General features: G+C 58.5%; 17 protein-coding genes and 1 tRNA gene. 10 read left to right on the top strand and 8 right to left on the bottom strand.

Annotated elements, in window-relative coordinates:
- The first annotated feature begins 62 nt into the window (after nt 1-62).
- Together ACP3TA_RS14910 and ACP3TA_RS14905 are read left to right on the top strand one after the other, a co-directional pair.
- Entirely contained in the window at nt 63-440 is a 378-nt protein-coding gene (locus ACP3TA_RS14910) for a MysB family protein (RefSeq protein ID WP_015377419.1), read from the top strand.
- 33 nt (nt 441-473) lie between these two features.
- On the top strand, nt 474-1,019 hold the full coding sequence (locus tag ACP3TA_RS14905) for a GNAT family N-acetyltransferase (RefSeq protein ID WP_033650724.1): 546 nt from the start codon (nt 474-476) through the stop codon (nt 1,017-1,019).
- A gap of 6 nt (nt 1,020-1,025) precedes the next feature.
- Here the strand turns inward: ACP3TA_RS14905 and ACP3TA_RS14900 are convergent, their stop codons facing one another.
- From ACP3TA_RS14900 to mdoG, 3 genes are all read right to left on the bottom strand, one after another.
- Nucleotides 1,026-1,271 (bottom strand): YceK/YidQ family lipoprotein, encoded by a 246-nt coding sequence (locus ACP3TA_RS14900; protein WP_033642658.1) that lies wholly within the window; start codon nt 1,269-1,271, stop codon nt 1,026-1,028.
- Nucleotides 1,272-1,433: 162 nt separating this feature from the next.
- Nucleotides 1,434-3,992 (bottom strand): glucans biosynthesis glucosyltransferase MdoH, encoded by a 2,559-nt coding sequence (gene mdoH, locus ACP3TA_RS14895; RefSeq protein ID WP_033650723.1) that lies wholly within the window; start codon nt 3,990-3,992, stop codon nt 1,434-1,436.
- On the bottom strand, nt 3,985-5,553 hold the full coding sequence (gene mdoG / locus ACP3TA_RS14890) for a glucans biosynthesis protein MdoG (protein WP_169539530.1): 1,569 nt from the start codon (nt 5,551-5,553) through the stop codon (nt 3,985-3,987). The genes mdoH and mdoG overlap by 8 nt, the downstream gene beginning before the upstream one ends.
- 259 nt (nt 5,554-5,812) lie before the next feature.
- On the opposite strand from mdoG, the gene mdoC reads away from it, so the two are divergent.
- The 4 genes from mdoC (at nt 5,813) to ACP3TA_RS14870 (ending at nt 9,846) form a co-directional block, all read left to right on the top strand.
- Complete coding sequence (gene mdoC / locus ACP3TA_RS14885) at nt 5,813-6,943, top strand: glucans biosynthesis protein MdoC (RefSeq protein WP_042784177.1); 1,131 nt, start codon at nt 5,813-5,815, stop codon at nt 6,941-6,943.
- Nucleotides 6,944-7,244: 301 nt separating this feature from the next.
- Complete coding sequence (locus ACP3TA_RS14880; protein WP_033642653.1) at nt 7,245-7,469, top strand: hypothetical protein; 225 nt, start codon at nt 7,245-7,247, stop codon at nt 7,467-7,469.
- Between the two features lie 283 nt (nt 7,470-7,752).
- Nucleotides 7,753-9,474, top strand: coding sequence for a potassium/proton antiporter (locus tag ACP3TA_RS14875; RefSeq protein ID WP_426784336.1), 1,722 nt, complete (start codon nt 7,753-7,755; stop codon nt 9,472-9,474).
- A gap of 243 nt (nt 9,475-9,717) precedes the next feature.
- Nucleotides 9,718-9,846: a hypothetical protein gene (locus ACP3TA_RS14870; RefSeq protein WP_033642652.1), complete on the top strand. Its 129-nt coding sequence runs from the start codon at nt 9,718-9,720 to the stop codon at nt 9,844-9,846.
- A gap of 60 nt (nt 9,847-9,906) precedes the next feature.
- Here ACP3TA_RS14870 and ACP3TA_RS14865 read toward each other — a convergent pair whose 3' ends face one another.
- The 5 genes from ACP3TA_RS14865 to cho all read right to left on the bottom strand — a co-directional run bounded on the left by ACP3TA_RS14865 (nt 9,907) and on the right by cho (nt 12,278).
- Nucleotides 9,907-10,038, bottom strand: coding sequence for a hypothetical protein (locus tag ACP3TA_RS14865; RefSeq protein ID WP_015377413.1), 132 nt, complete (start codon nt 10,036-10,038; stop codon nt 9,907-9,909).
- 69 nt (nt 10,039-10,107) lie between these two features.
- Nucleotides 10,108-10,611, bottom strand: coding sequence for a YlaC family protein (locus ACP3TA_RS14860; RefSeq protein WP_033642651.1), 504 nt, complete (start codon nt 10,609-10,611; stop codon nt 10,108-10,110).
- Nucleotides 10,612-10,734: 123 nt separating this feature from the next.
- Nucleotides 10,735-11,034: a sigma-S stabilization anti-adapter protein IraP gene (locus tag ACP3TA_RS14855; protein WP_033642650.1), complete on the bottom strand. Its 300-nt coding sequence runs from the start codon at nt 11,032-11,034 to the stop codon at nt 10,735-10,737.
- Between the two features lie 186 nt (nt 11,035-11,220).
- Nucleotides 11,221-11,317 (bottom strand) — tRNA-OTHER (locus tag ACP3TA_RS14850).
- A gap of 112 nt (nt 11,318-11,429) precedes the next feature.
- The gene (gene cho, locus ACP3TA_RS14845) at nt 11,430-12,278 is read right to left on the bottom strand and encodes an excinuclease Cho (protein ID WP_033644249.1); all 849 of its coding nucleotides are present in this window, start codon (nt 12,276-12,278) and stop codon (nt 11,430-11,432) included.
- A 216-nt stretch (nt 12,279-12,494) separates the two neighbouring features.
- Between cho and ACP3TA_RS14840 the strand changes: the two genes are divergently transcribed.
- The 4 genes from ACP3TA_RS14840 to proP all read left to right on the top strand — a co-directional run bounded on the left by ACP3TA_RS14840 (nt 12,495) and on the right by proP (nt 18,922).
- Nucleotides 12,495-13,700 (top strand): efflux RND transporter periplasmic adaptor subunit, encoded by a 1,206-nt coding sequence (locus tag ACP3TA_RS14840; protein WP_096242125.1) that lies wholly within the window; start codon nt 12,495-12,497, stop codon nt 13,698-13,700.
- On the top strand, nt 13,697-15,634 hold the full coding sequence (locus tag ACP3TA_RS14835) for a MacB family efflux pump subunit (protein ID WP_033642649.1): 1,938 nt from the start codon (nt 13,697-13,699) through the stop codon (nt 15,632-15,634). Before ACP3TA_RS14840 ends, ACP3TA_RS14835 begins: the two co-directional genes overlap by 4 nt.
- A 3-nt stretch (nt 15,635-15,637) precedes the next feature.
- Nucleotides 15,638-17,005 (top strand): TolC family protein, encoded by a 1,368-nt coding sequence (locus ACP3TA_RS14830; protein ID WP_103101170.1) that lies wholly within the window; start codon nt 15,638-15,640, stop codon nt 17,003-17,005.
- Between the two features lie 414 nt (nt 17,006-17,419).
- Nucleotides 17,420-18,922, top strand: a complete 1,503-nt coding sequence (gene proP, locus ACP3TA_RS14825; protein ID WP_025302375.1) for a glycine betaine/L-proline transporter ProP — start codon at nt 17,420-17,422, stop codon at nt 18,920-18,922.
- The last annotated feature ends 80 nt before the right edge of the window (nt 18,923-19,002 follow it).

Here is a 19,002-nt window from a genome sequence, read left to right as displayed (position 1 = left end):
GTTTCCCCCACCGCGCCGGCAGCACGCCGGACGCTTTACTCTCATTGTCAACGGAGGCGAACATGAGCCTGTATGCAACCCTGGAAGAAGCCATCGAGGCCGCACGCGAAGAGTTTCTCGACACCGCCGAAGGCGGCGGCGGTGACGAACCGCCGGTGCCGCAGCAGTTCAATCTGCAAAAGTACGTGATGCAGGATGGCGACACGATGTGGCAGGCGGAGTTCTTCGAAGAAGAAGGCGAGGCGGTGGAATGCCTGACGCTGCGCAGCGGTGCGGCGGCGCAGGCGATCTTCGACGGTGACTACGACGAGGTGGAAATCACCGCCGAGTGGATAGACGAAAACACCCTGTACGAATGGGAGGAAGGCGACTTCCAGCTCGAGCCGCCGTTGGATACCGAAGAAGGCCAGGCCGCCGCCGATGAGTGGGATGAACGTTAACCCGCACGACGCTTTGAACGCCAAGGAGGCAGCATGAACATTCGCCAGGCCCGCCCCACCGACTACCCCGCCATTTTGCAACTGCAGGCGGAAAACGTGCCGGAAGCGCTCGATGAGCGCCAAAAACGGCAGGGATTTATCGTATCGCGCATGAATGAGGCGCAGCTGACGGCGATCAACCGCGGCATCGGCATATGGGTGGCGGAACAGGAAGGCCAACTGGCGGGGTTCGTTTGCCTGATGCCCGCCGACGCGCAGCCGCGGCCGCCGGTGGTGGATGCGATGCTGGCGACGCTCGCCACGCACTCATTCGCCGGACGGCCGCTGCGTGAGCAGCGGGTATTTCTCTACGGCCCGGTCTGCCTCAGCATGGCCTGGCGCGGCAAAGGCGTATTAAAGCGCCTCTACGCCGCAGTCAAAGCGCACACCCGCCATGATTACGACGTGGGCGCACTGTTTATCGACGACGACAATCCGCATTCGTTGGCCGCTCACGTGCAAGGGCTGGGGATGACGGCGCTGGCGCCTTTCCATTGCGGGCAGAAAGGCTACCAGTTGGTGGTGTTCGCCACCCGCTGAACGAAGTTACTCGTAGGGGCCATGCTGCGCATCGAACGGCAGCATAAAGGTGTCCACCACCATCGACAGCGGCACGTCTATCACCGTGACGTAGCGCCAGGGCGTATCGCGCAGATCCCACTGCACGCCGGGATAATACTGATGACCGTGCCCGGCGCCGGGCACGGTGCGGCTGATGATGCTGCCGCAGCCGGTTAGGGCCATCACGCCGGCCGTCACGCAGGCCAGGCGAAAGTAGGAAGAGAGCTTCACGACATTGACTCTGAGAAAGGGGTTGTTTCGCGAGTGAACAACGCATCGGCCGCAGTCTATCACAGTTCTCTTTTTTCACCGGCACCGGCGCGCTCAGGCAAAAGGTAAAAAAAACGGGGAACGCGCCGTGCGCATTCCCCGTCTAAGCGTTCCGTTAAGCGATTAACGCCGGCCCGTTGGGTGCGCCAGCGGGTTGTGCGGCAACTGCTGGTAGTGTTCACGCCAGGCGGCGCCTTCCGGCAGCAGCCAGACGCGCTGGTGCAGACGAGCCAGCGTGACCGGATCGCTCAGCAGTTCCAGACGCTTGCCCTTCACCAGCTTCTCCGGCCCCAGCTGCAGCGCTTCGTTTACCCGCTCCTCGCGATTGCGATCGAGCGTCGCGCGCAGGTGGTGACGCGCCGTCGCCAGCGCCGTCGCCAACGCGTTGAAGGACGGGTTGACCACCGCGTGCATAAAGCCGTTGGTCAACGCCCGGTTGCGGTTGAGATGCAGGTACTCTTCCGTCGCCAGCAGCTCACGCGGCGGATTGTACTCTTCCGGGATCAGGAACAGCTTGGCGCGTTTGCTTTTCATGCCCAGCGTCGCGCGGCTCGACAGCACCGACACGAACGGCGACAGGATCAGCGAGAACACGATTGGCGACAGCCACCACAGGAAACGCAGATCCAACCACGCCATGCCGCCGGCCCATACCAGGCCCAGCAACATCTGCGAGCCATGGCGGCGGAACGCTTCGCCCCACGGCGTGTCGTCGTCGTCACGCTGTGGCGAATTCCACACCACTTCCCAACCGAGGAAGGCGCTCACCACGAACACGGTATGGAACAACATGCGCACCGGCGCCAACAGCACCGAGAACAGCATTTCCATCAGCATCGAAATGAACAAACGGAACGCGCCGCCATACTCTTTCGCCCCCTTGGCCCAGATCAGCACGATGCTGAGCAGCTTCGGCAGGAACAGCAGCACCAGCGTGGTGGAGAACAGCGCTATCGCCAGCTCGGGCCGCCACTGCGGCCAGACCGGGAACAGCTGCCGCGGCTGCAGGAAGTATTGCGGCTCCATCAGGGTATGCACCACCTGCAATGCGGTGGAGAGCGCCAGGAACATGAACCACAGCGGCGCCGACAGGTAGGACATCACGCCGGTGAGGAACACCGCGCGGTGCACCGGGTGCATGCCCTTCACCAGGAACAGGCGGAAGTTCATCAGGTTGCCGTGGCACCAGCGACGGTCGCGTTTCAGCTCGTCCAGCAGGTTCGGCGGCAGCTCTTCGTAACTGCCCGGCAGATCGTAAGCGATCCACACACCCCAGCCGGCGCGGCGCATCAGCGCCGCTTCAACGAAGTCGTGCGACAAGATAGAACCGGCGAAGGAGCCCTCGCCCGGCAGCGGCGCCAGCGCACAGTGCTCGATAAACGGCTTCACGCGGATGATGGCGTTATGGCCCCAGTAGTGCGACTCGCCCAGCTGCCAGAAATGCAGACCGGCGGTAAACAGTGGCCCGTAAACGCGAGTAGCGAACTGCTGCACGCGCGCGTACAGGGTATCCATGCCGGACGCCTTCGGCGCGGACTGGATGATGCCGGCGTTCGGGTTGGCTTCCATCAGGCGAACCAGCCCGGTGAGGCATTCGCCGCTCATCACGCTGTCGGCATCCAGGATCACCATGTAGCTGTACTCACCGCCCCAGCGACGGCAGAAGTCGTCGATGTTGCCGCTCTTGCGTTTGACGCGGCGGCGACGGCGGCGATAGAAGATGCGGCCGTGGCCGTCGACATCGCGGCACAGCTCCATCCACGCCTTTTGCTCGGCCACGCAGATGTCCGGATCGTAGCTGTCGCTCAGCACGTAGATATCGAAGTGTTCCAGCTGACCGGTCGCGGCGACGGACTCATAGGTCGCGCGCAGGCCGGCGAACACGCGTTCGACGTCTTCGTTGCAGATCGGCATGATCAGCGCGGTGCGGTGCGCCGGGTTGATCGGCTCATCGCCCTTGATGGTGGAGGAAATGCTGTATTTGTCCTTGCCGATCAGCAGCTGCAGGAAGCCCATCAGCGCGGTCCAGAAACCGGCCGAGACCCAGCAGAACAGCACGGCGAACAGGATCAGAATGCCGGTTTGCAGCACATACGGCAGCAGCTGCAGCACCGACTGCATCAGATCCTGGTCCAGCATGGCGATAGGATCGATCAGCGCCCAGCCCTGGTAAGGCAAGATGGTTTTCATATACCAGGTGGCGATGCCGGTTTGCACCAGCATCAGCACCAGCAGCACATAGCGGCGCATGGAGCCGACGGTACGCCAGCGGTTCTCGGCCTCGGCCTCCTCTTTGGTGGCGTGCCGATTGTGCGGCGACCGCCCCAGCAGAGAATCCCAGAAGCGCGCCACCGGGTTGGTGCGCCAGGCTTCCGGGAACATGGTGGTGCGTTTGATCGGCGGCGTCGCCTTCAGAATGGCGCGCCCTTCGGCGTCGGTATCGAAGTCGTCATCGCTGACCGCATCCGGCCAGGCGCTTTCGATGCGCGGTTTGACCGAGGCCAGCGCCACGTCATCCGCCGACAGGCTATTGACGTTGGCGTCGGCGGCGCCCATCTGCCGATGGAGCGCCTCCAGAGCCTGAGCGTCATCCGCCGTTTTAGGGGTAAGCGCCTCCGACCGCTCGGCGGTCAGAGGCAGCGCCGCAAGATAATCCTGGGCGGGTTGAGTAGGCTTATTCATTGGCAGGTAGCTGATAGCTCCAGGTTTCCGACAGTGTCTTATCGCCATTGACCAACGCCGCGCGCATTTCTACCGGCTTCTTGTCGTCTTTCACTTTCAGACGCACCGTCAGGCGCCAGCCTTTGGTCACTGGGTTATAGCGGACGTTGTTTTCTACCATTTCACCGTTGTCGCCGATGCTGATCTGAGAAGCGACCGGCGTATTGGCGTCCAGCGCTTTCAGCACCGGGCCGACGAAATCGACCAGGAAGGCGACGCTGCCGTCAGGCTCGCGGATCAGGTTGGACTGCTTCACGTCACCGGTCGAACGCATGGTCCGTGCCACATAGGCGATGTCTTGCGAATGCAGTTTGTCTTCATCGCGGGTGAAGTTCAGACGGTAGCTCAGCGTCAGCGGTTTTTTGGCTTCCGGCAAGGTATCCGGCGTCCAGAACGCGACGATGTTGTCGTTGGTTTCATCCGCCGTTGGGATCTCCACCAGCTCGACCTTGCCTTTGCCCCAGTCGCCTTTCGGTTCGATCCAGGCGCTCGGGCGCAGATCGTAACGATCGTCCAGATCTTCGTACTCTTTGAAGTTGCGACCGCGCTGCAGCAGACCGAAGCCTTTCGGATTCTCAACGGTATAGGTGCTGACGGACAGGTGTTTAGGATTGTTCAGCGGACGCCAGATCCACTCGCCGTTGCCGGCATGGATAGACAGACCGTTGGAATCGTGCAGCGCCGGGCGGTAGTTCAGCGTCGGCGACGGCTGGTTCGGGCCGAACAGGAACATGCTGGTCAGCGGCGCCAGGCCCAATTTGCCCACCTTATCGCGCAGGAACACTTTGGACTCGACGTCCACGGTGGTGTCACGGCCCGGGATCACCGTGAAACGGTAAGCGCCGGTGGCGCGCGGGGAATCCAGCAGCGCGTAGATCACCAGGTGTTTGTCGCCCTGCTTCGGACGCTCAACCCAGAATTCGCGGAAACGCGGGAACTCTTCGCCGGAAGGCAAAGCGGTATCGATAGCCAGGCCACGAGCGGAAAGCCCGTAAACCTGCCCTTTACCCACCACGCGGAAATAGCTCGCGCCCAGCAGGCTCATAATCTCATCGTTTTTGTCGGCGCTGTTGATCGGGTAGAGCACCTTGAAGCCGGCAAAGCCGAGGTTCTTCACTGATTCAGGATCGTGTTTGACCGAGCCGAAGTTGAAGTAATCCGGGCTGTACTTGATCTGTTTTACGCTGGTAGAGGTGACTTCGTTGATTTTCACCGGCGTATCGAAATACATCCCCTGATGATAAAACTCAAGCTTGAAAGGGGTTTTCAGCTTGCTCCAATAGGCTTTATCGTGATTGAACTGAATCTGCTGATAGTCTGCGAACTTCATCTCGCGGAACTGAGAAGGAAGGTTGCTCTTCGGGGCTTCGAAACCTTTCGCAGCCAGATCCTGCGCCTGCTTGGCCACATCATCAATAGAAAAGGCCCATGCCGGCGAACTGAACAGCGTGAACAATACGGTAGCACCTAACCAACGAACGCTCGCGGCGCGTGGTTGTCCGGATAATATATTAACTAGCACATCCCCCCCTATTCGTGTGCTCAAATCATTTAAATCCATATTAATGGATTACTCAGCTTTCCGACAACATGATAAATGGATGGTTCATGTTTACGGCTCATTGTTTAAGCAGCTGATGGAGCACCAGCGTAGCAAGCCGCGCAACAAGACGCTATGGAAAAATGCGAGGGGCTATAGTAGGGTTCCGGATAACAATTTAACGTTTGACGACTTATTAAGCGTGTTAATGAGCACCCGATTAAATCACCAGCGGTAATCTATGACTAAAGGCAGCAAACAGCGCGAGTTTTTCCTCGATTCGATCCGAGCCTATTTGATGCTGCTCGGCATTCCGTTTCACCTTTCCCTGATTTATTCCAGCCACGCCTGGGCGGTGAACAGCGCGTCGCCCTCCTTCTCACTCACGGTGCTGAACGACTTCATCCACGCCTTCCGCATGCAGGTGTTCTTCGTGATTTCCGGCTACTTCTCCTACATGCTCTACGAGCGTTACGAGCGCCATCAGTGGCTGAAGGTCAGGCTGGAGCGGGTGGCGATCCCGCTGTTGAGCTCCATCCCGCTAATTACGGTGCCGCAATTTTTCATGCTGAAATATTTCACCGATAAATTAAACGGCTGGGACGAGTTTTCTCTCTATCAGAAAATAAATGTAACAGTTTGGGAATTGGTGTCTCATCTGTGGTTCTTATTGACCCTGTCATTGTTAACCTTCGCCTGCTTTTATCTGTTCCGCAAAATCAAGCGTCAAACACGCGAGCCTATTCCAGCGTTAATCAACAGAATGCGTGGATTAGGAAACATCTCACTGTGTTTCTTTATTTATGCGGTATGCTATTCGGCCGCGCACCGTATTATTTTAATTTTCGCGCCACAGCTATTATCCAATGGCCTGTTCAATTTCGTGGTGATGGAGACGATGTTCTACCTGCCGTTCTTCATCCTCGGCGCCTATGCGTTTAAGTATGTGTGGCTTAAAGAGATTTTTCTGCGCCGTTCGCCGCTGGCGCTGCTCGGCTCGCTGCTGCTGTTTATCGCATATATGCTGAACCAGAAACTGTTGGCGCACAGCAGCTATATGTTCGAGCTGGAAGTGGTGATCAAAACCCTAATGGGGATCCTGATGACCAATGTGGTGTTCTCTTTCGGGCATAACCTGCTGAATTATCACTCGCCGCGCATCACCTATCTGGTCAACGCCTCGCTGTTTATATATCTGGTGCACCATCCGTTGACCCTGATATATGGCGCTTTCGTGACGCCTTATATCGGCAACAACCTGTTGGGGTTCTTGCTGGGCCTGCTGTTTGTGTTCTCGCTGGCCTTCGCTTTATATGAGCTGCACAAACGCATCCCGGTGCTGCGCTTCCTGTTCTCCGGCAAGCCGCAATAAACCTGGCCCCTGTAAACCTGAATGTTTGCAGGGGTTTTCTGTCATATTACCGCCGCGCAAAAAGCCTATACTGGTCGTTTGCATGCAGAGCACACATTGTTCAGCTTGACGTCGTCCGTTAAGGCAAAGTGATACGGCGGCATAGATAACATGGCCGTTATAACTGCAATGCATAAGTAGAAATCCGGATCCCTGCCTTACGGTAGTGATTGGGCTCAACCCCCGAAGGGCTGCGCGATCGCTTGATTGATTCGATGGCGTTACCTGTCTCTCCCTTCCGTCACGACAGAGAGGATTTTGAATGACCGATAAAAATACCCAGGCTCAGGAAGCCGTAGCGGAAAACGCCACCCTGCTGAAGATCCTCAGCAGGTTGCTGTCCGCGCTGGACGCTTCGATCAGCGGTAAAGAACGCAGCGTTTTGGTCGCTGAGCTCTCCAACTTCAATCTCGACGGCATTTCCGAAGCGGAACGCAAACTGGCCACCGAGCTGATCAAACGGTCGCTGGAATCGCTCGACCATTAACCCTACCGCGCCTGCAAACCATTAAGCCTGCCTGCGCGGGCTTAATGGTTTTTCCCGCCGTGCAAACCCGGCATTGTTGCCAAAACCGAAATACAGCAGCCTGATAATGTTGGATAAAAGGCAGAACTTCACCTCTTCCCCTCACTTTCTTAGTTTAATCGCACCAAAGGGTAATAATTGATCGATTGTTTTCGCAATCAGCCTTGGCGTTTTACCCACTAAACACGTTATCATCGAAATACGCGCAGAGTCCCCTATCCCCCAGCCTCAGGAGAACGATATTTTGGATGCCAGCACCATTAACAGCTTGTTCGTCATCGGTGCCGTGCTGGTGGGGGCAAGCATTCTGCTCAGCTCATTTTCTTCCCGGCTCGGCATTCCGATCCTGGTGATCTTCCTGGCGATCGGCATGCTGGCCGGCGTTGACGGCCCCGGTGGCATCGTCTTCAGCAATTACCCGGTCGCTTATCTGGTCAGCAACCTCGCGTTGGCGGTGATCCTGCTCGACGGCGGCATGCGCACCCGGGTCAGCTCGTTCCGCGTGGCCCTGTGGCCGGCACTGTCTCTCGCCACCGTCGGCGTGGTGATCACCGCCGGGCTGACCGGCATGGCCGCCGCCTGGCTGTTCAATCTCGATCTGTTGCAGGGGTTGCTGATCGGCGCCATCATCGGTTCTACCGACGCCGCCGCGGTATTTTCGCTGCTGGGCGGCAAAGGCCTGAACGAACGCGTCAGCGCCACGCTGGAGATCGAGTCCGGCAGCAACGATCCTATGGCGGTATTTCTCACCATCACGCTGATTGCGATGATCGCCGCCGGTGAAACCGCGCTGAGCTGGACCTTCCCGCTGCATCTGATGCAGCAGTTCGGCATGGGCATCGTCTTCGGTCTCGGCGGCGGCTGGCTGCTGCTGACGCTGATTAACCACATCAAGCTGGCGGACGGCCTCTACCCGCTGCTGGCGGTGAGCGGCGGCATTCTTATTTTCGCGCTGACCACCGCGCTGGACGGCAGCGGCATTCTGGCGGTGTACCTGTGCGGCCTGCTGCTGGGCAACCGTCCAATTCGCAACCGTCACGGCATCGTGCAAACCTTCGATGGCCTGGCATGGCTCAGCCAGATCGGCATGTTCCTGGTGCTCGGCCTGCTGCTCAACCCGCATGAGCTGTTGCCGATCGCCATCCCTGCCCTGCTGCTGTCGCTGTGGATGATCCTGTTCGCACGCCCGCTGTCGGTGTTTATCGGCCTGCTGCCGTTCCGCAGCTTTACCCTGCGCGAACGCGGCTTTATTTCCTGGGTTGGCCTGCGCGGCGCGGTACCGGTGATCCTGGCGGTGTTCCCGATGATGGCCGGGCTGCCCAACGCCCAGCTGTTCTTTAACGTGGCGTTCTTCGTGGTGCTGGTCTCCCTGCTGCTGCAAGGCACCACGCTGTCGTTCGCCGCCAAAAAGGCCAAGGTGATCGTGCCGCCGGCGCTGACGCCGATCTCCCGCGTTGGGCTGGACGTGCACCCGGAAAACCAGTGGGAACAGTTTGTGTATCAGCTTTCGGCGGAAAACTGGTGCGTCGATGCCGCGCTGCGCGAGCTGAAAATGCCGCCCAATACCCGCATCGCCGCCCTGTTCCGCGGCAAAGAGCTGCTGCACCCTAGCGGCAGTACCCGGCTGCGCGAGAACGATATCCTGTGCGTTATCGGCCATGAGCACGATCTGCCGATCCTCGGCAAACTGTTTAGCCAAGCGCCGGCCGTGACGCTCGACGAACGCTTCTTCGGCGACTTTATCCTGCAATCCGACGCCCGTTTAAGCGACATCTCGCAGGTTTATGGCCTCAATCTGCAAGACGATGTCGACGAGCAACAGACGCTGGGGCAGTTCGTCATTCAGCTGATCGGCGGTGAACCGGTGATCGGCGACCAGGTGGAGTGGGACGGCCTGACCTGGACCATTGCCGAAATGGAGGGCAATCAGGTCAGCAAGATAGGCGTCAGGATCGTGACCGACTAACGCGGCCGCGATATCAGATGAGGGAACTTCTGGCCTTAAGAACGTTCTTAATCACTATCATGATGCATGAAGTACGGCGTCGCTGAATTATATCCGTTTGATATAAAAACAATTTAACAGCGGCGCCAACGGGGATTAGGGATGTGAACGGCAAGACTCGATTTCTTTCGGTGATGATGATCATGGCGCTGGGCGTAGCGGCGCTCGATCTCAGCATCGCCGGTTTGGTCCATAGACTTTTAATTGGATAATTTCAACGTGACGCAGCGGGAACAAGAAAAAGACATTCTGGGGAAAATACTGGTGACGGTGTCCGCGCTTTGCCTGATTCTGGTGGCGGCGTTCCTCATCTGGGGATTCATGCTGGACTGATGCCGAGGACGCTCAGAGATAAAAAAAACCGCCGCGGCGGTTTTTTTATGGGTCAGGCGATCAGATCTTGCAACCTTCGCAGTCCGCTTCGTCTTCGAGGAATTCAGGGACCTCTTTTACCTTCTGCGCCGCTTTTTCTTCGGCTTTCGCCAGTTCGGCATCGATATCAAAATCGAAAATATCATCACTCATCGCTTGGTCCTCATTCTGCTTCGCGTTCAAACGCTGAGTATAATCGACAAGCCACCGGCCGGAAACCTTTCAGTTTGCCGCCGCCAGCTGCGGTGGCTCATCCTGAGGCTTTTTTCCGTAGGCCATGTCGTACACGTCGTAGAAGTCGATTTCGCCCTTGTTGCCGATGATGACTCTCATCTTCTGTTTCAGCGCGGCGCCGATGGACGGCTCATCCAGCAGTTGCTGCACCGCATAAGGCGACAGCGCGCGGGTGAAGTACCACTCGCCGTTATAGCACACCCGCAGATCCAGCACCCCGATGTCTTCAAAGCGGTAGACCGGCCGGATCTCTATCAGCAGCATGGCGAACATGAACAGCACAAAGGCGGTGAAGCCGAGGAAGGCATACATCCCCATGTACGGCACCTGATACATCACGGCGATCACCGCGAAGTAACCGGCGAACATGGCAAGGCACAAATAGCGGTGAGTGCGGGCGAATTCGCTGTTGAAGCGCGGCTTGCCGTCGCGCCCTTCGCGCCGATTGATCTGTTCAATCTCTTTAACCAAGATGCTTTTAATCGCGTCCATCGTTACAACCTTATGCTGGAAACAGCATTGCCATCAAATCTCACCGCTAAAAGTAACACAAGTACAGTTTTGCCGGGTAGATCAGTTAACCAACTTAATGGCTGCAACTGTTATAGTTCGGCTTCAGCGCGGTTGAGCGGCTTTGCCTTGCGCAAACATGAACATGCGCTGGGCGACGTCGTCGGCCTGTTTGATTTTCTGCTTTTGCGGTTCGTTGCTGCGTTGAATGGCGCGGGCGTAGGCGATTTCATGGGCCTGATCGATCATCGCGATGATGCGATCACGTTCAGTCTTCTCCATATTGCCCAACATGGTGGTGATAATCGCCTGGTAAGCGTTGGACGCGGCGGTCAGCGCCTTCTCTCTCGCCTCGAGGGCGGCGACGCGTTGCAAGAGTTCCTGCAGTTGCTCGGAGTGGGACATATCGACCTCCTGTTGCCGGGCAGCAAGCCTGCCTGATTACAGTTTAGCAAAGGATCGAGAGAGAAAGAGGAAGGAAAGCCAGCGGTTACGGTAAAGCACACCCGAAAATCCCAACGAGGAGCCGATAGTGCAAATCAACCCGGGTGCGCTTTACGATAAGCGCGATGAGATGAAGTGAAAGAAAGCTGGCGCGCTATGCAGGACTCGAACCCGCGTCTATCAATTTTCAAGCCAAAACAAGCCATTATAAAACCAATCACTCTGCCAACTGAGTTAATAGCGCGTTCCTTCGCTTCGGGGCGTTATTATCCATAACAACATTATGGACTCAAGCTTTTTTAGCATAATGCCCTGATTTTACGGATAAGTCTTAGGTTATCGCCAGCGTTATGGCCTTATGGCAGCTCAATAATCGGGTAATCGCCGGCGATAAGCGGCTTGCACAAAATCTTGTAGCCATCGCTGTCGAAATGGCTGGCCGCGCTCTGTAGCCGCTCCGCCTGCGCCAGATTGCCGACCGAGCCCAGATAAAACCAATTGTGGATCACATGGTACTGACGCAGCGTCTCGCCCTGCTCCTCCAGCGCCACGCGCCCGGCGAACGGCCAACAGGTGATACGCAGCTGCTCAAGCGCCGCGCTGAGCCGCAGCGCATGCTCCTGCGCCGACTCCACGCCACAGCAGGCGCCCGCGCACTTGCGCAGGCTGTAGCGGAAACAGGCTCGCCCCGCCGGCAGCTTGTCGATCCCCAGCTTGCCGTAACATAAACGATGCTCGTCGGCGATGGCGCGCAGCTTTTCCAGCGCGGCGTGGCGATTGGCAAACAGCCCGTAGAGATGGGGCGTGACGGCGAAGTCGATCTCTTTGGCGTGAGCAATCGTCACCGCATCAGCCTGCAAGCGCAGCGCGCACAGCTGTTTCGAGCGCCGCAGACGTTTGTTGAACAACGGCTGTTGTTGTTTGATCAACTGCGCCTCCAGCAGCAATGCGCCCAACTCACCGGCGGTCTCGATAAAGCTGATGCGTCGGGTTTGGCGCAGCATTTTAGCCTCGTCCTGCGCGCGGAAGTGCGCCATCACCCGGCTGCGTATATTGACGCTTTTACCGATGTAAAGCGGCAGGCTCTCGCTTTGACCGTGAAACACATACACGCCCGGCCCTTTAGGCAACGGCGCCAGGCAGGCGCGCAGGTGCTCCGGGTATTGATAAATGTCGAGTTCTGGCTCGAGGCGGTTTGGCATCATGGCGGTGGCATTATCCTGCTGATGAATGAATACTGGTTTTTTACCCAGTATAACGCCCAACGCAGCCGGTTGCACACCCGGCGGATAATAACTCACCGTGATCTTTAACGGGAAAGCCTTTACTATCCCCTTTCCAGCGGGAAAGCGCCTCACGTTTAGCGCCAGTTCAAGCTGGCGCTGCCATGATGGCAGACTGGAACCGCCGCTTTTATCGTTATGGAAAACCTGGGTATGTCATCACTGAAACTCCCCTCCCGCCGTCTGGCGTTGATCGCCGCCATCGTTTTCATCGCCGTCGCCGTCGCGCTGGCCATCTTTTGGCAACGCCCGCCGCAGCAGGATTACGTTACCGCGCCGGCCCGCCTGGGCGATATCGAAAACGCCGTGCTGGCCACCGGGCGGCTGGATGCCATCGAACGCGTCAACGTCGGCGCCCGCGTCTCCGGCGAAGTCAAATCGCTGAAGGTCAAGCTGGGCGATCGCGTCACCAAAGGGCAACCGATCGCCGACATCGACGATCTGCAACAGCGCAACGATCTGCGCAACGCCGAAGCGGCGCTGAACGTAGTCAAAGCCAATATGTTAGCCAAACAGGCCTTGCTGAAACAGGCGGAGTCGCGTTTCAAACGCCAGCGCCGCATGCTGAACGACGAAGCCAGTTCTCGGGAAGACTTCGAGACCGCCGAAGCCTCGCTCGCCACCACTCGCGCCGATCTGCAGGCGCTCAATGCGCAGTTGGTGCAATCGCAGATCGAAGTCGAGAAGAAAAAAATCGATCTGGGCTATACCCGCGTGGTTGCGCCGATGGACGGCATTGTTATCGCCGTGGTCACGCAGCAGGGACAAACGGTCAACTCCAGCCAAAGTGCGCCGACCATCGTCAAGCTGGCGCGGCTGGATATGATGACCATCAAGGCGCAGATCTCCGAAGCCGACATCACCCGCATTTCGCCGGGACAAAAGGCTTACTTCACTATTTTCTCCGATCCGGATAAACGCTACGACGCCACGCTGCGCACTATCGAGCTGGCACCGGAATCGGTGATGAAAGACGACTCGCTCGCCGGCACCAGCTCCGCTTCCGGCTCCGGCACCTCGAACGCCTCGGTCTATTACAACGCGCTGCTGGACGTGCCAAACCCGGAAAACCGCCTGCGCATCGCCATGACCGCGCAGGTGTCCTTGCTGCTCGGCGACGCGAAGAACACCCTGCTGGTGCCGATCCAGGCGGTGCATAAAATCGATGGCAAAGAGCCGCAGGTGCAGGTGCTGACCCAGGACCAGCGGTTGGAAACGCGCAAAGTGACCACCGGCATCACCAACAATGTCGACATTCAGATCCTCAGCGGCCTGAAAGCCGGTGAAACCGTGGTGCTGTCGCAGCCCGCCGCCAAATCGGCTGAGGATGGCATCTTCCTGTGAACGCGATCATCGAACTAAAAGGCATCAGCCGAACGTACACCAACGGCGGTCAAGCGTTAACGGTGTTGAAAGACATCGATCTGACCATCGCCGCCGGCGAGCTGGTGGCGATCATCGGCGCCTCCGGCTCCGGCAAATCGACGCTGATGAACATCATGGGCTGCCTCGACGTGCCGGATCGCGGCGATTACTACATCAGCGGCCAGAACGCCGCCCACCTGTCGCCGGACGAATTGGCCCGCCTGCGCCGCGAACATATCGGTTTTATCTTCCAGCGCTATCACCTGATGCCCGATCTCAGCGCGCTGGGCAACGTCGAAATCCCGGCCATCTACGCCAATGCCCGGCGCGATCAGCGTCGGCAGCGGGCGGCGCAATTGCTGGCGCGGTTGGGGCTTGAGGGACGCGAAGACCACAAACCCGGCCAGCTTTCCGGCGGCCAACAGCAGCGCGTCAGCATCGCCCGCTCCCTGATCAACGGCGGTGAGATCATCCTGGCGGACGAACCGACCGGCGCGCTGGACACCCAATCCGGCCAGGAAGTGCTGGCGATCCTGAGCGAACTGAATCAGCGCGGCCATACCGTGGTGATCGTCACCCACGATATGAAAGTGGCGCAACATGCGCAGCGCGTCATCGAACTGCAAGACGGCAAGATCATCGCTGACAGCGGCCGCAAGTCGGCGTCCGGCCCATCGTTGCCGCCGCCGAACCGCAGCCGGCAAAGCGGCTGGCAACGCCTGATCGACCGCACCCGCGAATCGCTGCACATGGCGCTGAAAGCGATGAACGCTCATCGTCTGCGCACCGCGCTGACCATGACCGGCATCATCTTCGGCATCGCCGCCGTGGTCACGGTAGTGGCGCTGGGCGAAGGCGCCAAACAGCGCACGCTGGAAAACCTCAAAGATCTCGGCACTAACGTGGTAAGCATCTATCCGGGCCGCGATTTCTTCGACGACGCCATCGACAGCATCCGCACCCTGGTGCCGGCCGATGCCGACGCGCTGGCGCAGCAAAGCTTCGTCGACAGCGTCAGCCCGGAAGTAGACGCTTCCGACAGCATCCGTTTTCGCAGCAAATCCGCCACCGCCTCGATCACCGGCGTCGGGCGCGACTATTTCCGCGTTAACGGCGTCGAGCTGTTACAAGGCGTGACTTTCCGCGACGATCGTAATGCGCTGCAGGAAGTGATCATCGACGACAATGCGCGCCAGGCGCTGTTCGGCGATTTCGGCGTCGAGCCGCTCGGCCAGATCGTGTTTCTCGGCTCGGTGCCGGCCCGGGTGATCGGTGTGGCGAAAAGCAATCGCAACTACGCGCCCAATCGCATCACTGTTTGGATGCCCTACAGCACGGTGATGTATCGCATGGTAGGCAAACCGACGCTCAGCGGCATCACCGTTCGGCTAAAGGACAATGTCGCCAGCGAATCGGCCGTCACCGCTATCACACAGCTGTTGACCCAACGCCATGGCGTAAAAGATTTCCGTTTGTACAACTTCGATAAAATCCGAAAGTCCATCGAACGCACGTCAATGACTTTTAGCCTGCTGATCCTGATGGTGGCGTCCATCGCGCTGGTGATCGGCAGCCTGGGCGTGATGAACATCATGCTGGTCTCGGTGACCGAACGCACCCACGAAATCGGCGTGCGCATGGCGGTCGGCGCGCGGCGCAGCGACATCATGCAACAGTTCATGATAGAGGCGGTGCTGGTCTGTCTGATCGGCGGCGCTTTGGGCATCGCGCTGTCGTTCGCCGCCGGGTCGCTGTTCACCTCGCTGGCGGGCGGCATGTTCACCGCCATCTATTCCTGGCAAGCCGCCGCCACGGCATTTTTCTGTTCAACCTTAATCGGCATGATCTTCGGTTATCTCCCCGCCCGCAAAGCGGCAAGGATGGATCCGGTCGTTTCATTGGCCAGCGAGTAACCCATGAAAATTTTATCTCCCCTGGCGTTAAGCCTCGCCGCCCTGCTCACCGCCGGCTGCGGCAATGCCCTGAAAAGCGACTACCGGGCGCCACAGGTCAACTATCCTGCGGGGTGGCAATACGCTGCCGACAACGCCGCGCCGACGCCGTTCGACTGGCGCGATTTCCACGATCCCGAGCTCGATCGTTGGCTGCAACAGGTGATGGCGAGCAATAACGATCTGGCCGCCGCCGCGCTGCGCGTTTACCGCGCGCGGCTCGAGGCAGAACGCGTCGGCATCAGCACCGCGCCCGGCGTCAGCGCCTCATTAGGCAGCGGCATTAATCGCCCGCTGTCCGAGTCCTCCGCGTGGAATAAAACCAGCAACGCGTCGCTCACCACCAGCTATGAGGTCGATCTGTGGGGCAAGCTGGCGCGCCAGCGCGACGCGGCCGAGTGGAGCAGCCAGGCTTCTGTGCAGGATCTGCAGGCGGCGCGCCTGAAGCTGTTGGCCGACGCCGCCACCAACTACTGGCGCATCGGTTTTCTCAATCAACAAATCAGCGTCAGCCAGGCGAGCATCGCCTATGCCAAAACGACGCTGCGGCTGGCCAACGCCCGTTATCAGGCCGGCAGCATCTCGGCGCTGGACGTAGTGAATGCGGAACAAAACTTGCTGACGCAGGAACGCAGCCTGGTGGCGTTACAACACGATCGTCAACAGGCGCTGAACGAACAGGCGGTGCTGCTGGGCGCGCCATCAGGCCAGGCCACCATCGCGCCCGCGCGCCTGCCGACGACGGCGATGCCGCAGATCAACACCGGCATTCCCGCCAGCGTCCTGAGCCGTCGCCCGGATCTCAGCGCTCAAGAGCTGCGGTTGCGCGCCGCCCTGGCCAACGTCGATGAAAAACGTCTGCAATACTATCCCGCGTTCAGCCTGACCGGTTCACTGGGCGCCAGCAGCAGCGCGCTGCTGGAATTCCTGCGCAACCCGACGGGCAGCCTCAGCGCCGGCCTGACGCTGCCGTTCCTGCAGTGGCGGCAAATGGGCGTGGAGATCAAGATCGCCCGCAACGACTATGAACAGCAAGTTCTGGCCTTCAAGCAGGCGCTGTACAAAGCGATGGGCGATGTGAACAACGCGCTGTCACTGCGCACGCAGCTGCTGGCGCAGGAGACGCAGTTGCGCGCCTCATTGGCGTTGGCGCGTAAATCGGAGCGGTTGAACGAGGTGCGTTACCGACAGGGCGCCGTCACCATTACCGACTGGCTGAACGCTCAGGAACAACGCCGTCAGGCGGAACTGGCGGTGGATGAGAACCGCTTCGCGCAGTACCAGAATCTGGCGAAAATCTATCTCGAATTCGGCGGTTCATCGGCGCCGTAATCTCACCGGCCTGGCCACCTGGTCAGGCGTTTTTTTAGCGGCGAACACATCAATTTTTCCTGTTTTATCTCCCGTATTCTCTATACTGGAAACACCATCAATCAGCCGAAAAATCGCCAGATCGCACAATTATCAGACCATTCTCGCACCAAATCGGTGCAAACACTTAAGTTAAACTGCTGGATTTGATCGCCGCAAGATATAACGTTAAGCTATAGATGCAAAATAATTAGTCACCTAAATGACATAACATCGGCATGAGCGACGCTATTTTGTGATCCACATCTCAACTTAAATGTGGATAATGAATCGTCTTGAACCGCGATTCGATTAGCCGATTTGATAACTCGAAAACAACAGTGAACGGAGATTACGCTTTCACGAACAACGAATAATTCATTAAGGGATGATTATATGAAGTTAAGAAAAAAACGACATAAACCGATGCACATTAACGACATCACCATCATCGATGACAGCAAACTCAAGAAGGCCATTACCGCCGCGGCCCTCGGCAACGCAATGGAGTGGTTCGACTTCGGCGTATACGGCTTTGTCGCCTATGCGCTTGGCCAGGTCTTCTTCCCCGGCGCCTCTCCCGGCGTGCAAATGATCGCCGCACTGGCGACCTTCTCCGTCCCCTTCCTGGTGCGTCCGCTCGGCGGTCTGTTCTTCGGCGCCATGGGCGACAAGTTCGGCCGTCAAAAAGTGCTCTCGGTCACCATTATCATCATGGCGGTCAGCACCTTCTGTATCGGCCTGATCCCGTCCTATGCGTCGATCGGCATCTGGGCGCCGATCTTGCTGCTGCTGGCCAAACTGGCGCAAGGCTTCTCCGTCGGCGGTGAATATTCCGGTGCGGCGATCTTCGTCGCCGAATACTCACCGGACCGCAAACGCGGCTTTATGGGCAGCTGGCTGGACTTCGGCTCCATCGCCGGCTTTGTGATGGGCGCAGGCGTAGTGGTGCTGATCTCCAGTATCGTCGGCGAAGCCAACTTCCTCGACTGGGGCTGGCGTATCCCGTTCTTCATCGCCGCGCCGCTGGGCCTGATCGGTCTCTACTTGCGCCATGCGCTGGAAGAAACCCCGGCGTTCCAGCAGCACGTGGACAAGATGGAGAAAGAGGATCGCAACGCCATCGAGAATCCGCCAAAGACCTCGTTCAAAGAGATCGCGGCCAAACACTGGAAAAGTTTGCTGGTGTGCGTCGGTATCGTGATTTCCACCAACGTGACCTATTACATGCTGCTGACTTACATGCCGAGCTACCTGTCGCATAACCTGCACTACTCGGAAGATCACGGCGTTCTGATCATCATCGCCATCATGATCGGCATGCTGTTCGTGCAGCCGGTGATCGGCCTGACCAGTGACCGCATCGGCCGTAAGCCGTTTATCATCGGCGGCAGCATCGGCCTGTTGGCGTTGGCGATCCCGTGCTTCATTCTGATCAACAGCAACGTCATCGGCCTGATTTTCGTCGGCCTGCTGGTGCTGGCGGTGCTGCTCAACTCCTTCACCGGGGTGATGGCCTCCATCCTGCCGGCGATGTTCCCGACGCACATTCGCTACAGCGCGCTGGCGATTTCGTTCAACATTTCGGTACTGATCGCCGGTGCGACGCCGACCGTTGCCGCCTGGCTGGTGGAAGCAACCGGCAACCTGTACATGCCGGCCTACTACCTGATGGTTGTTGCGGTGATCGGTCTTATCACCGGTCTGTACATGAAAGAAACCGCCAACAAGCCGCTACGCGGCGCGACGCCGGCCGCCTCTGACCGCTCCGAGGCAAAAGAGCTGCTGCAGGAAACCTACGACAACATCGAACAGAAAGTCGAGGACATCAACGCGCAGATCGCCGAACTGGAAAAGAAAAAACAGATCCTGATCGACCAGCACCCCAAACTGGACTGATTCGCTCTGACAAGCAAAAACCACCCGCCCGGGTGGTTTTTTTTGCCTGGCGTGCACAGAGTGGTAACTTGACCCGGCGG

Origin of the sequence: Serratia sp. 2C06 (assembly GCF_050037615.1) — a bacterium.
Lineage (GTDB): Bacteria > Pseudomonadota > Gammaproteobacteria > Enterobacterales > Enterobacteriaceae > Serratia > Serratia ureilytica.
Note: the sequence above shows the minus strand (reverse complement) of the source record. Positions and strands in the feature narration are given on the sequence as shown.